Here is a 15,995-nt window from a genome sequence, read left to right on the forward strand (position 1 = left end):
TATGATAGCCTATGACAGTATTGTCCCTTGTCATTACTTGTCGTTATAAATGACTTACATGAGTTTATGAAGAAATTACTTTTTTCCGCCCTGCTTTTTCTTGTGCCATTAATGACACAAGCACAGGATGACAACCTCAATACAAAAGAGATTCAATTACCTGGTGTAGACAAACTCAAAAAGTCTGTATCAAAGGACGAATTACCGATGATAGAAAAATTGGTAATTCAAGGCGAGGAATTGTCAGATAATGATTATAAAGTCATCTCCAAAATGTCTAATTTGAAAGTTTTGGATATCTCTGAAGTGTCTCGACCTATTGATATTGATGGTAATCCTTTAGTAGGTAGATCATATGAAGGTCCTATTTATAGGTTTAACATACAAAATCAACCAATATATAATGTTCCAAAACTTATCATCGATTCACGAGCGTTTTGTATAAAAGAGAATTATGAACCAATCAGGCAAACTGAATGTGAATATGAGATAAATAAAATAATCAACGATAAAATTATTTATTTGGAGGTGGCAGGTAGTGTATTCCCTAATATAAGGTCGCTTACAGTAAAAAATGGGTTTGATATTAAGTTGCCTTTTACACCACCTTCCATGTTATATGTCACAAAGATTGGTACATGGCAAATCTATATTTCAGAAGGTTCCACTATAGAATTCCAGCATACAAAAGAGCCTATTCCGTCAGTACAAACGATTGAAGATGTCTTAAATGCAGATGCAAATCCTTATAGCCAACAGCTTACAGCAACAAGCTATATTAATGAGCCATTGTCTATCGACAATAGCTGTGAAGGGTATGATGGAACCTATTTAAATACTCACTACACAAACGATTTGGATGATTATATCGCCAAATATTCCTATTTTTCTAGAAATATAGTAGGAGATACGTTGTTTACAAACGGTGGTATCTATGAAAATGATTTTAGGGATAAAGACGTTTATAAGATCGATCTTCAAGAAAAAAAAATAATAGGGCTTGGTCATGGTGCTAATGTAACTATACCGCGAGGTCATTATGTTGTGACGGCAGTTTTATTCGGTGATGATCTTCGAAAGGAGATGAAGTCTTTTCTTAATAATGGCTATAAGATAGATGAGTTTGAATACACAAGAAATGAACAACTTGATATTTTGCAGATGTTGGGTGAAAAATATGCCCCACAATCAGAGATAAAAGAAAAAATTGCCGAAGCAAAAATAAATAAAGAAAAATTTAATTTTACAATATCGTCTGATTATGGTTTAAGAATTGAGAGCATAGATAATACAAGTACTTACTATCTTTCAGTTAATTCATATGAATATTTTGCATCAGATCTAATTCCGACATCTTTTGTACCAATCAAGTATGTTGATTATATCAAAAAGGAATTATTAAACAAGACTGTCATGATGTCATACAGAACAGATTTCATATTTGATGTTAGTAGTACTTATAAAAAATTAAAGGATGCCATAACTGGCGCAACTGTTTTCCAGCAAGACACACTTTTCTATTGTTCCGATGTTGTAATCAACAAAACAAATGATGTATGTTGTATTTTGGAAGGTAAGAATACAGGTAAATTTGCTGTTAAGGTAACAAACAAATATGATGATTTGAACAATTCTCGGGGTATTTCTTTATATAAAAGAGAAAGCCCAATGAAAAAGTCTATTTGGCATAGATATTATACGACAGAAGATGTTTTAGATAGCAGGCTTGCATGGATTAAACTATTTGCTGTAAGGGGTGAAACCTATAATACATACATAGATCGCTATATTGTTAAAGTGGATGATTTAGAAAAGAGCGTTAAGGATACAGAGCACATAAATTCCCTAAAAGCGATGAAGAAATTCCAGGAACAAAAGGACTATCAGGATAATATTGCAAAGCGTGAAGCACAGAACAAACAAGATATGATAGAGAAGTATGGTAAGGACAAAGGGAGTCTCATTGCCAAACATACTATAACACTAGGGATGACACCTGAGATGTGCAAGGATGCATGGGGACGACCTCTATCAGTTTCCAACATGATAGATTCATCAGGTCAATATACGGAATGGAAATATAATTTTAAGACTGTTATCTTTTTTAAAGATGGCAAAGTTGTAAGGATATTAAATTAAATATTTGGCGTGAGTTCGTGATGAGCAAAGTCTCTTGTGATGAAATGAGCAATATGGATATGATAGTAGAACTTCTTCGTCCGCAGATGGAATAACATAATACATCCTACATCAGACCTCTTACTTCTTACATCGTAAGTTGCTTTCTGGTTTGCGCAATTCCTTTATGAAACAGCTCTAACCTCTAATCGCTAACCCCTAATCGGAAAAGAAGCACTAACCGCTAACCTCTAACCGATTTAAAAAAACATATTCGTGTACACAAAATAAGAACAAAAATTAGTAAAATACTTGAAAATCCGCTAAAAAAATTGTACCTTTGCCCCGTTATAGGACACAAGCCCTATTGAATCTACGGGACGCAAGTCCCTCGTGTAGAGGTGGTAACTCGTTGACCTATATCCTTTTAGGACCCATTAACATCCCCTCACCACCATGAAAAATCCCTGGTAGTGAAGGAAGGGCAAGATGTATCCAAAGGATAAGTCCACATTCCCCTCACACCAAAACTAAAGTGCATGGATGTTGCATTCATTTGTCAGGAGCCTGACCCCTGTCATACTCAAAGTAATAACATCATTCATCTCCCCTTAATGAACGCCTCCGAAATTGGTTAATCCCGGGGGGATTATCATCTCACCTCTAACATCTTCCATCTAACCTCATGAGCGAAGTTAGCGAAGCTATACAAGCGAAATGCCTCGCCTTCAGCGACAGAATCATAAGGTTGAATGACTACCTTCTGGAGCAAGCTGCCAGCAAGAGGTATGATGGCGGAAGTCAGAGGGCTGACAGACGCAATAAAACTCAGACATCCTACGTCAGACATCAGACATCACGAGTTCCCGTACACCTTCAATCGGTGGCGGCTTTAGCCAACCAACTATTAAGGTCGGGAACGAGTATAGGAGCTAATAATGCTGAAGCTACCAATGCAGTAAGTAAAACGGATTACCGAGCGAAGTCATATATAGCACTGAAAGAGGCAAGAGAATCATTATACTGGATAGAACTTCTTCATCGCAACAAATACATTGACGATAAGCAATATCAGAGCATTTATAACGATGCAGAAGAACTTGTAAAGTTACTTGTTCATCGCTGTAAAAAGATTGATGGGCAACTTCGTGAAGATAAATAACAACATCAGACATCATACATCAGACTTCAGACATCTTCTCGGGCTCCGGGCGGGTCTCTCTCGTAAGTTAAGTTAAATTTTTCTGCCCTCCCGTCCCGTTTTAAATACATCTACATCTTACATCATACATCGGACATCATACATCTTCATCCCTGTCCGCCCCGTTTTAAATAACATCATACATCTAACATCTAACATCATACATCAGACATCTTCATCCCTGTCCGTCCCGTTTAAAATAACACTTACATCTTACATCTGACCTCTTACTTCTTACATTGTAAGTTGGTCTCTCATAAAACGAAAAGGTTCAATAACAGCGGGCCTGTCCCCTTTTAAACAACAATTGAATGTCATGGAATTGATTAATCAAAACAATATTATAATTACTGCAAAAAAGAAGTATTTTCTTGTAGTATTATATTCTCTTGTTGCATTATTTGGCTTCGTATCATCATATTGGACGACAAATTTCGTGTGGATGTTGTTAATCGTTATACCTGCAATAATCAGTCTTATACTTGCAATATATTGGCTCCGCTTCGGTAGTAATTTGAATAGAAAAGATGTTTGACAGAAATATCAATCTAAATTTCCTAAGCTTTTGTCTAAAAGAGAATCCATCGGATGTACCAAATGTGACTGGCATGGACTGGCATGGACTTTATCGGTTCTGTCAGGAACAGGCGATTGAGGGCATAGTGCTTGCGGGAATAGACCGGTTGAGTAAGAGTAGGAAGATAGACATACCACAGGAGTTGCTCTTTGAGTGGATTGGCCAGGTTAATATGATAGAGAGTCAGAATAAGTTGGTGAACCAGCGAGTGAAGGAGTTGACGGAGTATCTGAAAAAACAAGGAAGAGAATCCTGTATACTGAAGGGGCAAGGCAATTCTTTGATGTATCCCAACCCAACAATGCGGAAACCCGGAGATATTGATGTCTGGTTAAAAGGAACAAAGAAAGAGGTTGCGGCATTTGTCCATCAGCGGTTTCCTGATATGAATGTACAGTATCATCACATGGACTATCCTATTTTTAATGATGTAGAAGTGGAGGTACATTATTATCCATCTTTCTGTTATAACAAGTGGCACAACTATAGATTACAGCAGTTTTTTAGAAAGACCAGCGAGACACAATTCAACAATATTAATTGCGATGGCTATGCTGTACCGTCGAATGCATTTAATCTTGTGTTCCAGCTATCCCACATGATGCGCCATTTTTTTACACAGGGTATAGGTTTGCGCCATGCTATAGACTATTATTACCTGTTAAAGCAGGAGATTTCGGACACAGATAAGCAGGAGGCTGTAAGCATAATGAAGCGCTGTGGAATGTATAATTTCTTCTGCGCAGTGTTATGGATAGAAAAAGAGACACTAGGACTGGATAAGAATTCAGATATAGCAAAAACAAATGAAAAAGCAGGAAAGATGGTATTAAAGGAGATGTTGAAGGGTGGAAACTTTGGCCTTCAAAACAACAGATGTCACAATAATATTATTATCTCTTATGCTCATGAAATACTTTATAGAATGAAATTTATAATTGAGTTCCCATCAGAGCCGATATCTCGCCCTTTCGCATTAGTGTGGGATTATGTTAAGAAACATTTGATAGTAGAAAAATGAAAAACTCTTATTTTATTTGATCGTACATGAGAACATTTATTATAAGCATCCTGTTTGTTGTTTGTGGTGTATTAGGCTTTTTATGCCAGATGCTATACGCCAATTATTTCGGCTCCGGCAAAGAGATGGATATTTATTTCTCTTTACTATCGATACCCGCTATAATTACAGGCGCTACAGGAACCATATTCTCATCATTGTTCTTTCCCACTTTCGCGCGTTTCGAGAAGTCAAAACTGGATGATTATATTTACAAAGTAAAAATATATGTTTCACGAATAGCTTTAATTATATCTATTGTAGGATTTGGGATTACTTATTTGAATTTGAGTAATATCATAGATACTGATGCGTCAGATTATTATAACCTAGCCCTCCTTTTGTCATCCTTATTTTGGCTAAATGGTTATATTTCTATAGTAAATGGCTATTTGGCATCTGTGCAGAATTATTTCAGGAATTTCCTGATAGTCTCATCTACACAGTTACTTGTTTATGTATTTATTATCCTGTCCGTCGTCTTATTACATGATGTACTTGGAGTAAGGTCAATAGCTGCTGGCATGGTATGTTCAGCAATTGTCTCCCTGATAATAAATAGATACTACGGGAACTTATTTCATAAATCAAATGCAAACGTGAAAATAGAAAGTACAAAGCTCATCTCAAGAGTCTGTATGATAATTATTTCTTTTCTTCCATTCCATGCATTTGCATCGATAGCTTATTTATGGGCAGGGAGATTAGAATATGTAGGAGGCATTTCCTTGTTGGGTTATTCTCATAGTTTTGGCGGCTTCTTGTCAACAGCAGCAAGTATGGGGATGGCGACGGTCGCTTTCCCAGATATGGCTAGAAACCTTGCTTCTACTGATTCGGAAATTGTTCATAAAGGTTTGATTAGCTTTAGGGGACAATTAGAGGTCGTATTTATCTTTGCTTCATTCGTAGCGGTATTTGCATCGTTGTTTGCGCATCCAATTATCGAAATACTATTTATGAGAGGTGAATTCACAGGAGAGTCAGTGAACAACCTTTCGGCAGTGCTACCTTTTTATTTCATTGATGGAGTATTAATTTCAATTATGAACATTACGCGTAATGTTTTTTACTCTTTGGAAAAACAAAAGATATTTGCAATCATAAGTGCTGTGGTAACAATAATGTTCCTGGGATGTTCTGTTATTATAGCAAATAATGTTGATTATGTTGGAGTAGGAGTTTTTGAAGCATTAGCTATGGCAATTTTTGTGCTATTGTCGCTTGGTCATATAAATTCATACAATAGTATTTTCTCAATACGATATATAATTAATTTAATGGGGCAAATATGTATATTGATAGCTGCGGCTTTTGTTTCATTCTATGTGTATAATCTGACGTTAGCAATGCAAATAAACAATCTGCTCTCTTTGGTTGTAGCGGGGCTTGTTTATGTTGCTATAGTTGATATAATACTTTCAAAAGTATTTAAAAGTGCAGTGTTCTGTGCTGTTAATAAAAAGGTATTTCGTTCTTAAAATCATTGAAAGAAAATGATGATGTATAGTGATACGCTTGATGCTGTTTTGATATTTTTACAGGCATTGTTATGGGGGGGCGCAATTTATATTATCTGGGCAAAAAACAGATTGTTCGGTCTATTTTGTATGGTTTTGTACCTATATTTACTACCAACAGAAATAACATACCGTTTCTTTCATCATTTTGCCGATGATTATTGGGGACGAGATGTCTGGTATGATTTTTATGGATTTGTTAGTCTATCATTATTATCATTGTTTTTATTCTTCAGTTTTAGTAAAAGTAAGAATAGAGTGTACAATGTTGTTTACAAGAAAAAAAGTAGCAATAAGTGGATAGGATATGGCATTGTTATCCTTTTTAGTATTATTTCATCTTATTATTTGTTTACAAATATTAATCTTATTACGTATCATAGTTTGGTAGAAAATGGGTCAGAAGGCTATGAACTTAATTCTATCACCATAACTGATACACTAGTTAAAAGTCTTCCAGCTTTTGTTATACTACCTTTACTAACATTAGAGAAGAAAAGTATTTTGATAAAATTATTTGCTATATACAACATTATGCTTTTCTTTTCTTATGCTTTTATTACAGGAAATAGATCAGATATGCTTGGTTTTTTTATGATCTTGGCTCTTTTATGGCTATATGGTAGGGAACTTAAATTAAAACAAATTTTAATTGTTGGTGTATCTGCATTATTATTTATATATATAGCGACTCAAATGTCATCCTTAAGAGGCATTGAAGATGGAGGAAGTTTGGCCGAAACTCTGCTGAAACAAGACTATATGGCCCCTGCATATAACATAATTGGAGTTCAAGCTAAGAATATTGTTGCACCTTATGCTGTTGTATCTTCACAGATTTTGAAAATGTTTCCTTCAATGGGAGGAGAATGGCTTTATATAACAATATCCCCAAAAATATTTGGAGTAGAGTTTACTGCTTCTCAGAGTGCTGGCTTTCATCCTTTTACAGAAGGTTATCTTTTTGCAGGTTTTTTTGGTTTTTTGTATAATGGTATAATAATAGGCGCATTATTGAAGCTTTGGAATAGATTTATGCAAACGAATAATAAATTGTTTAATCGTTTTATGTTCGCACTTATGGGGTGTTTGTTTTTTGCACTAATCAGAGCGCAGTCTATTAATTTCATAAGATTTATATTTTTTGAGTTCTTACCTGTTTCTTTTATTTATGCACAACTGAACAATGTAAGCATACATTATCTAGGGTTTTTCCAAACACGAAAAAAATAAAAATATAGGAAACCTATTGTCCTCCAGCAATCTTAGTATGTTAAGGATTTAGTATAGTCGATTTATGTCAAAGGTACGTATTAAAAGTATTGACTTTCTCAAAGGAATTACAATTATATTAGTGGTGTGGGGGCATGCCATACAGACAATTAATCCATTACCAGGAGATAATACTATATTTAATTTGATTTATAGTTTCCACATACCTCTTTTTATGTTTTTAAGTGGTTTTGTGTCCTATAAGTTAAGAAATACATTAGATGATATAAAAAAGAGGGCATATCAGTTGTTAATGCCATTTTTTGTGTACCCTCTAATAGCAGGCATATTGCTTCATGGAAATTTTTCTATATTACGCTGGGTGGAAATAATAGAAACGCCAGATAGTGGATTGTGGTTCCTGTACGTCCTGTTCTATATAACTTCTTTTTTCATAATTATAAACGTAATAAATTCGAAATCTGGTGGTGGCAAAAAGAGATTACACATTCTATATATCATAGGCTCAATAGCAGTGTTTATAATGTTCTCAGCAATTGCTATATATTTAAGGAAAGTTACAGGAGGTCGAGTGGATTACGGAACTTCATTGTTCGCCAGGCATACCATTTATTTTTTGCTCGGAATGATGTCAAGAGCATATATAGATAAGATAAAAAATCTCCTTCTAAGAACATGGTATATTTACATTCCTTTTTGGTTTGTATTAGCTTTATTTTGGAGAATGGGAAACAGTCCTTCATTTATCAATAATCCAAACATCGCTATAAATATGTTATACTATTATGTAACAGGAGTGATGGGTATTGTTATGATGTTTTCTATTTGCTTGAGATTTGTAACACAAGAATCTAATAATATAATGGTTGGAGTTGTTACATATATAGGAACAATCACTTTGGGAATATATGCAATTTACATATCTATCGTAATGCGAGTAGTTTGTGAGTATTTTGAATCATGGAATATCAATTATTCATTGACAGTATTATTGTCTTTTATATGCTCAATGTTAATATGCGTTCTATTAATAAAGATCATTGAAAAGTTGAATGTATTACCACAGCTTTTACTGGGCAAAGTAAGATACAAATAAGTATGAAGAAACTATTATTTCTTGCAAACATACAACACGGAGAATCACCAACAGGTGGGGGCGTACAAACGAGAAATCAATATATGCTCAGGTGGTTTCAACAAAGATATGATACCAAATTCTATGATACCTGGCAGAAAAGCGCATTTACGTCATTGATCTCAAGTATCCTCTTGACATTATTTTATCATAATAGATTAATAGTAGTAAGTTATGGGATACGAGGAGCAAAAGCTTTAGCCAGCGTATTTAAATTTTTTCATATTGATAGAAATATTTTGTTGTTTGTTCCAGGGGGTGATGTTCTTAAGTATGTGTCAGGAAGAGATATTAAAACATTATCTTTTTACAATATGATTTTTGTGCAAGGAAACTATTTGAAAGAAGCATTAAATCAATGTGGTTTTACAAATATATATTATTGCCCAAACTTTAAAAAAATTGATTATTATCCAATTCATAAAGTGAAAACTGGGAATATAAGGTTTGTTTATGTTGGCAGATTGCTAAAAGAAAAGGGAATTGATGTTATGCTTGAAGCATTCAAGAAAATTGAGAATGCGGACTGTAGCCTTACAATTTATGGTAAAGAAACGGAACGTTATAATAGGGATTATTTTTCGTCATTAGATTGTACTAACTTGTTTTTTAAAGGTTATTTGGATCTAAAACAAAAGGAAGGATATGACGAATTAGCAAGTTACGATGTGTTGGTATTTCCAACATATTATGAGGGTGAAGGCTTTCCTGGAACGTTAGTAGATGCCTTGATATGTGGTCTGCCTGTAATAGCAACAGATTTTAATGCAAACACAGAAATAATCTCTGATAAGCAATCTGGCATAATTGTACCCGCCAATGATCCGGAAATCCTTAATAATGCGATGCTCGCGGTTATAAATGGTGAAGAGGACTTACATGATATGTCAGATTGTAGTAGACGAGAAGCTGCGAAGTATGATATAGATAGTGTATTGGACCCAATTTTCTGTAATTTGTAAGAAAGTATATAATTGAAATGAAGATAGTAAATATTATAGGTGGTCTTGGGAATCAGATGCTCCAGTATGCATACGCCATTAGGTGGAAAGCAATGAACCCAGAAGAGGAAGTGCTACTTGACTTGGGACATTTTCATGGGTATGGTCTCCACAATGGATATGAGTTGGATAGAATATTTGGTCAAAAACTGCCGACTGCGAAATGGTGGCAGATACTACGAGTGACATGGTATTTACCTTGGTACAAACCGTCCAGATTGCTGAGACGCATCATGCCCCGCCGAAAAACGGAATGCATAGAGAAACCTTGGTTTGAATACAAAGAAATATATAATAATTGGGAGGGCAATGGGTATTTTGAGGGATATTGGCATTATCCAGAGCTTCATAGACCCTTTATGGATAAGATAAGGAGCGCATTTACATTCCCTCCGTTTGAAGACGAAGAAAACAGACGAATAGCACACCAGATTAGTTCGGTAGACTCAATAACTTTGCATATAAGAAGAGGTGATTACGTAGATGCTCCACCCTTCAAGGATATATGTACAGACTTGTTTTATTGGAGAGCTATATCAAAGGCAATTAATTTTTGTGAGAATCCGATATTTTTTATATTTAGTAATGACATAGAATATTGTAAAAAACTATTCTTGGACTATCAGGACAAATACCAGATAATTTATGTAGATCATAATCATGGTGGTAATAGCTTTCGTGATATGCAATTGATGACCTTGGCCAAGGTTAATATTATTGCAAACTCTTCGTTTTCATGGTGGGGAGCTTGGCTGAATGAGAGAGAGGGACACCAGACTATAACTCCTACGCCGTGGGTGAATTATACTGATTCACTAGACATGATACCAAAGGAATGGATTAAAATTTCAGGAAGATGAAATATCGTACTTTTTCTTTTGTTGATAAAATATACGCGGCATTCGCTCCAAAGGCAGAAGGTTTGGATGTAGATACGAAGCGCATTGTAGATCTCATAAAGGACAATGAGCCTTGTATGATATCCCGTTTTGGTTCTACTGAACTACAAACATTATGGTATTCTCGCTTTTTCCCGATGTCACTACCATTGAAGTCGCGAACTTATTATAATATACAAACTGCATCAGGCTTTTTCCCTGTGACTCACGAGAATCTTAAACGCTTCTATAAGGAGTATAAGGAAGATGTGAAGGAAATGGACATGCTGGTAAGTTGGCGTGTTGAGGAATTGTTTTTTAAAGACTGGATAGGTGAGAAGCAGATGATAAGGAAAACATCAATGGACACGTTTTATTCACAGGAACAGCCTTGGACAGCAGCTCTTGAAGGACAGCGTGTGTTAGTTGTTCATCCTTTCGCTGAGACAGTTGAGAAACAGTATAATGAATCGAGAGATAGATTGTTTGCAAATCCATTAGTATTACCTGAATTTGCGAGCCTCCAAACTGTAAAAGCTGTTCAGTCGATTGCTGGAGAGAAGGTGCAGTATGCAGATTGGTTTGAAGCACTCGATTATATGAAGTCAGAAATAAACAAAAAAGATTATGATATAGCTTTGATAGGTTGTGGCGCATATGGACTGCCACTGGCAGCCCATGTAAAACGTATGGGCAAGAAAGCTGTACATATGGGAGGCATATTACAGTTTTTGTTCGGAATCAAAAGTGTTCGGTATGAAGAACTTGAAGAAACGAAAAATTATATAAATCATTTTTTTGTATATCCTAGTGACAAAGATAAACCCAAGAATGCGTCATTAGTAGAAGGCGGATGCTACTGGGGGAAATAATATAGTTTATTATGAGTGAAATAAGATTTAGATTGGCAAAGCCAAGCGATGCAAAACAAATTGCGAATGTGCATTATCATGTGCGTGACAAGTATGGCGAAGGTTTTTTTGCTCACGTCAATAAGAGTTTTTTAAAACAATATTATAAGATGGTCTTAAATGACCCGTGGCAGATAGTTGTATGTGCTGAGTTGAATGGCAAGATTCTCGGTTTTAGTAGTGGCTCGATGGATACGGCCATGGAGTTCAAGACATTTCGTCGCAACAAATGGAAATTCATATGGCCATTGTTTACAACAGCACTGGCAAACCCTAAAATAATCAAAGCAGCATTAGACCGGTTTAAATCAACAGGAGAAGGAAGCACCAAGAAATTTATCAATTCTAGTGGTGCAAGAAATGAATTCTGGGCATGGCTGCCTGGAAGGGACGATTCATATATGTCAATCTATACACAAGACCTGATGCTTTTTTTTATGAAGATGTTTGGCATAAAGGAAGTATATGGCGAAATGGATACTATCAATAAGAAGGTTGTGAAAATGCAATTGAAGAATGGTTCAAAACCGCTTGAAACATTTATAATGCCTGATGGCCGAGAGCGGATGAGTTGCGTTCTGTACCTTGATGAGTATAAATTTAAATTTCCAAAATAATAATAAGAATGAAAGCTTTTTTGTTTCCTGGCCAAGGTAGCCAGAAAGAACACATGGGAAAGGATCTCTATGACACTTTCCCAAAGGCAAAAGCCATTTTCGAACAGGCCAATGACGTGTTAGGAGAACGATTCTCAGATACACTTTTTAATGCGACAGAAGACCTACTGATGGATACCCGCTATACGCAGATGGGTATATTTATCTACGAAGTCGCCCTTGCACTGGGGCAGGAAGAGGTAAAACCAGACTGTGTTGCAGGACACTCACTTGGCGAATATGCAGCATTGGTTGTATCAGGTGTCTTAACCTTTGAAGAAACACTTCCGTTTATCAAGAAGCGTGGAGAAGTTTTTTACGAGGCATTCCAGAAACATCCAAGTGCTATGGGGGCTATCATTGGTGTTCCTGATGAGCAAGTACTAGATGTACTGAAGCAAGTGGGTGACGAAGATGGTGAAAACCTCTATATTGCAAATTACAACGGGCCAGGCCAATTGGTGATTACTGGCGCACGTGCCAGCATTAAGAAAGCATGTAAGAAACTGAAGGAGATGGGAGCCAAACGGGCTTTAGTGCTCCCAATGAAAGGAGTTGGACACTCTCCTAATTCTGCAGAAGAGGGGGAAATATTAGGCGTTGAGTTGAAGAATCTTAATTTTAAAGATGCTCAGATACCCATTTATCAGGATGCTGATGGCGAACCACATACCAATGCACAAGAAATATTGGATAATCAGATCAAACTGATGACCTATCCTGTACAGTGGACTAAGTTGACAAACCGAATGGATGAGGATGGTGTGAAAGAATTTTATGAGTGTGGAACAGACGATACACTTCAGAAGATAGTAAAGCGTATGAAGCCAGATTCAGTAGTAACTTCACTCCTTCATATTCCAACATACGAAGGTAAGATACATGATTTTTCAGTTGTAAAAGAATAGAGATATTAGTACTATTGTAATTAACATTTTAAACGTTTAAAATTATGACATTAGATGAATTTGTAGAGGCATTTGCCGCAGAGTTTGACGAGACACCTGAGGATCAGTTCAAGGCTGATACATTGTTCAAAGAACTGGACGAATGGAGTTCATTAACAGCTCTCTCCATTATCTCAATGGTTGATGAGGCCTACGACAAGCAGATAACGGGTGCAGATATCCGTAGCTGCGCAACTATCAAGGAACTGTATAATCTTGTAGAAAGCAAGTAAAATGTACAATCCCTTTTCTTTATGCGGGAAGACGATTCTGGTAACGGGAGCGTCTTCCGGCATTGGTCAATCGACAGCGATTGAGTGTTCAAAGATGGGCGCTTCAGTCATAATTACGGGCAGAAACGAACAACGACTGAAAGAAACATTTCTTCAGTTGGAAGAAGGCAGCCACCAGATGATAGCTGCTGATATATCAAAATTTGAAGAAATAAAAAAGTTATCGGATGAGTGTCCTCCTTTGGATGGTATTTCTCATAATGCAGGAATAGGTAAAGTATTGCCAGTGAAATTCATTAAGCCGTCCGACCTTGATGATATACTAACAACAAATACAGAGGCTCCAATTCTACTTACGCAGACTCTTTTAAAAAAGAAGAAAATCAAAAAAGACGCCTCTATTGTGTTTACATCCTCCCTTTGTGGCGTATATTGTGTGCATTATGGTGAATCTGTGTATGCTGCTTCGAAAGGAGCGCTAAGTGGTTTTGCAAAAGGAGCTGCTTTAGAACTGGCAGCACAAGGAATCCGCGTAAATTGCATCAATCCGAGTATTATACAAACGCCCCTTTTTAATACAATTAGTGTGTTAGATGAAGAAGAGCGAGAAACAAAACTAAAGAACTATCCAATTAAGCGACTCGGACTGCCAACAGATACAGCATGGGCAATTATTTATTTTTTGTCAGAAGCATCAGCGTGGGTAACAGGAAATAATCTTAAAATTGATGGAGGCTATACACTGATATGAAGAATTATAATCCGTTTACACTGGAAAACAAGTCTGTACTTGTAATAGGTCAAACCTATGAGATAGGACAGATAGTGGCTGCTTCCTGCGAAAAAGCAGGGGCTGATTTGATAGACGGCCCAATTGCTTATGATGAAGATGGCCTTATAGAATTTGTAAATAAATGTCCATCAGTAGATGGCCTTGTTATTGTCGCAGGAGCAAACAAAACAATTTTGTCTCAATTCGTAACAGAAAGCGAAATTGTTGACTTTTTTAATAAAAATGTTATACATGGCGTAATGTTATGTAAGAAGTTGCAAAAAAAGAAAAAAATATCAAAAGGAGCATCGGTCGTTTTTGTATCAACTCTTGCTGGTATTGATAATGTTCATTACGGAGACATCGTAAATGCAATATGCGGAAGTGCGATAAGCGGGTTAAGTAAGAGCTTAGCTTTAGAATATGGTCAGAAAAATATCCGTGTTAATCATATACGCTATGGAGTCATAGCTACACAAGAAATGACAGCCAACGCTCTACTTAGTGATGAGGAGCTCAAAGAAAAGCAATCATATTTTCCTTTAAAGAGGTTTGGCAAGCCCTCTGAAATAGCAAATTCTGTATTGTTTTTCTTGTCGGATGCATCTACTTGGATAACAGGCGCTGATATTAGGATAGATGGAGGCTATTCTCTAATATAATGAGATAAATAAAATTTTATATTTATATGGCATTTATAAAAATAGACAAAGTAGCAGTTCGCGGTATGGCAGCGTGCGTACCAGAACATATAGAAGAGAACATTGACTTACCCTTCTTTAAAGATGGAGAAGCTGAGCGTGTTATAGCTCAAACGGGAATAGAAAGAAAACATACCGTTGGAGAAGGAGATTTTACGACAGCAGATCTGTGTGAAAAAGCATGCAATGAACTCATTGAGAAACTAGGTTGGGAAAGAGACAGCATTGATGCAATAGTGTTTGTTTGCTCAGTAGGTGACTATATATTACCACCTTCTTCGTGCTTGCTTCAAGACAGGCTTGGCTTGTCGGAGTCCTGTTTAGCTATAGACATCAAACAGGGTTGTCCCGGCTGGGTAATAGGGATGAGTACAGCGACAGCCCTAGTTGCCACGGGCTCCATTAAGCGAGCAATCTTGATGAATGGAGATTTGAATTCTCTTTTGAATTCCAGAAGAGATAAGGAAACTGCGCCAATTTTTGGAGATGCAGGAGCAGCAACGGCTTTGGAATATGATGAAAATGCCCCCACTATGTATTTCTACCACGGAACAAGAGGTAAAGACTTTAAATTTGCATATATTCCAGAGGGCGGGCATCGTAATAAGCTAACACCAGAATCTTTGGAATATAAGGAAATCAGACCAAATGTTTTAAGAAGAGGTATCGATACGATTATGGATGGTATGGGAGTATTTGCATTCGGATTAAATGTAGGTCCCAAACTGATTAAATGTCCTTGTGAACATTACGGTCTGAATATGGACGAAGTTGATTTCTTTGTTTTCCATCAGGCAAACAAATATTTGATTGACAAAATAAGAAAGAAATTAAAGATAGAACCAGAAAGAGTTCCTTATTGTATTAAGGATTTTGGAAATACTGGTAACTGTTGTGTTCCACTAACCCTGGTGTCGCAATGTAATGAGGAGATGAATAACAAGAAGTTGAAAATAATGGGCTGTGCTTTTGGTGTAGGAATGGCATGGTCTAGTGTTTATTTCGAGACAGATAAAATCGTTTGTCCACAATTATTATTATACAAATAAAAT

The 15,995-nt window shown here is 36.2% G+C and carries 16 protein-coding genes; 15 read left to right on the plus strand and 1 reads right to left on the minus strand.

Annotated elements, in window-relative coordinates:
* The first annotated feature begins 66 nt into the window (after positions 1 to 66).
* Entirely contained in the window at positions 67 to 2,139 is a 2,073-nt protein-coding gene (locus BM257_RS12705; protein WP_092073371.1) for a hypothetical protein, read from the plus strand.
* Between the two features lie 631 nt (positions 2,140 to 2,770).
* Here BM257_RS12705 and BM257_RS15195 read toward each other — a convergent pair.
* A complete protein-coding gene (locus BM257_RS15195) occupies positions 2,771 to 2,968 on the minus strand; it encodes a hypothetical protein (protein ID WP_255405829.1) in 198 nt (65 codons plus the stop codon).
* A 33-nt stretch (positions 2,969 to 3,001) separates the two neighbouring features.
* Here BM257_RS15195 and BM257_RS15200 point away from each other — a divergent pair, with 33 nt between their 5' ends.
* The 14 genes from BM257_RS15200 (at position 3,002) to BM257_RS12780 (ending at position 15,992) form a co-directional block, all read left to right on the plus strand.
* Positions 3,002 to 3,280 carry a four helix bundle protein gene (locus BM257_RS15200; RefSeq protein ID WP_255405830.1) on the plus strand — a complete coding sequence of 93 codons (279 nt, stop codon included), beginning with the start codon at positions 3,002 to 3,004 and terminating at the stop codon, positions 3,278 to 3,280.
* Positions 3,281 to 3,846: 566 nt separating this feature from the next.
* Positions 3,847 to 4,917, plus strand: coding sequence for a nucleotidyltransferase family protein (locus tag BM257_RS12720; RefSeq protein WP_092073380.1), 1,071 nt, complete (start codon positions 3,847 to 3,849; stop codon positions 4,915 to 4,917).
* Between the two features lie 26 nt (positions 4,918 to 4,943).
* Entirely contained in the window at positions 4,944 to 6,437 is a 1,494-nt protein-coding gene (locus BM257_RS12725) for a lipid II flippase MurJ (protein ID WP_092073383.1), read from the plus strand.
* Between the two features lie 15 nt (positions 6,438 to 6,452).
* Positions 6,453 to 7,709 carry a hypothetical protein gene (locus BM257_RS12730; protein ID WP_092073385.1) on the plus strand — a complete coding sequence of 419 codons (1,257 nt, stop codon included), beginning with the start codon at positions 6,453 to 6,455 and terminating at the stop codon, positions 7,707 to 7,709.
* Positions 7,710 to 7,773: 64 nt separating this feature from the next.
* Positions 7,774 to 8,805, plus strand: coding sequence for an acyltransferase family protein (locus BM257_RS12735; RefSeq protein ID WP_092073388.1), 1,032 nt, complete (start codon positions 7,774 to 7,776; stop codon positions 8,803 to 8,805).
* 2 nt (positions 8,806 to 8,807) lie between these two features.
* Positions 8,808 to 9,806, plus strand: a complete 999-nt coding sequence (locus tag BM257_RS12740; protein ID WP_092073391.1) for a glycosyltransferase — start codon at positions 8,808 to 8,810, stop codon at positions 9,804 to 9,806.
* A 17-nt stretch (positions 9,807 to 9,823) separates the two neighbouring features.
* Positions 9,824 to 10,705 (plus strand): alpha-1,2-fucosyltransferase, encoded by an 882-nt coding sequence (locus BM257_RS12745; protein WP_092073394.1) that lies wholly within the window; start codon positions 9,824 to 9,826, stop codon positions 10,703 to 10,705.
* Complete coding sequence (locus BM257_RS12750) at positions 10,702 to 11,595, plus strand: hypothetical protein (protein WP_255405831.1); 894 nt, start codon at positions 10,702 to 10,704, stop codon at positions 11,593 to 11,595. Before BM257_RS12745 ends, BM257_RS12750 begins: the two co-directional genes overlap by 4 nt.
* 11 nt (positions 11,596 to 11,606) lie before the next feature.
* Positions 11,607 to 12,251 carry a hypothetical protein gene (locus BM257_RS12755; RefSeq protein WP_092073398.1) on the plus strand — a complete coding sequence of 215 codons (645 nt, stop codon included), beginning with the start codon at positions 11,607 to 11,609 and terminating at the stop codon, positions 12,249 to 12,251.
* Positions 12,252 to 12,259: 8 nt separating this feature from the next.
* The gene (locus BM257_RS12760) at positions 12,260 to 13,198 is read left to right on the plus strand and encodes an ACP S-malonyltransferase (protein WP_092073401.1); all 939 of its coding nucleotides are present in this window, start codon (positions 12,260 to 12,262) and stop codon (positions 13,196 to 13,198) included.
* 44 nt (positions 13,199 to 13,242) lie between these two features.
* Positions 13,243 to 13,470 (plus strand): acyl carrier protein, encoded by a 228-nt coding sequence (locus tag BM257_RS12765; RefSeq protein ID WP_092073404.1) that lies wholly within the window; start codon positions 13,243 to 13,245, stop codon positions 13,468 to 13,470.
* A 1-nt stretch (position 13,471) separates the two neighbouring features.
* Positions 13,472 to 14,221: an SDR family NAD(P)-dependent oxidoreductase gene (locus tag BM257_RS12770; RefSeq protein WP_092073407.1), complete on the plus strand. Its 750-nt coding sequence runs from the start codon at positions 13,472 to 13,474 to the stop codon at positions 14,219 to 14,221.
* Positions 14,218 to 14,904, plus strand: coding sequence for an SDR family NAD(P)-dependent oxidoreductase (locus tag BM257_RS12775; RefSeq protein WP_092073410.1), 687 nt, complete (start codon positions 14,218 to 14,220; stop codon positions 14,902 to 14,904). The genes BM257_RS12770 and BM257_RS12775 overlap by 4 nt, the downstream gene beginning before the upstream one ends.
* Before the next feature lie 26 nt (positions 14,905 to 14,930).
* On the plus strand, positions 14,931 to 15,992 hold the full coding sequence (locus tag BM257_RS12780) for a 3-oxoacyl-ACP synthase III family protein (RefSeq protein ID WP_092073413.1): 1,062 nt from the start codon (positions 14,931 to 14,933) through the stop codon (positions 15,990 to 15,992).
* Positions 15,993 to 15,995 lie beyond the last annotated feature (3 nt).

Source organism: Prevotella sp. tf2-5 (assembly GCF_900115435.1).
In the GTDB taxonomy this organism is placed as follows: domain Bacteria; phylum Bacteroidota; class Bacteroidia; order Bacteroidales; family Bacteroidaceae; genus Prevotella.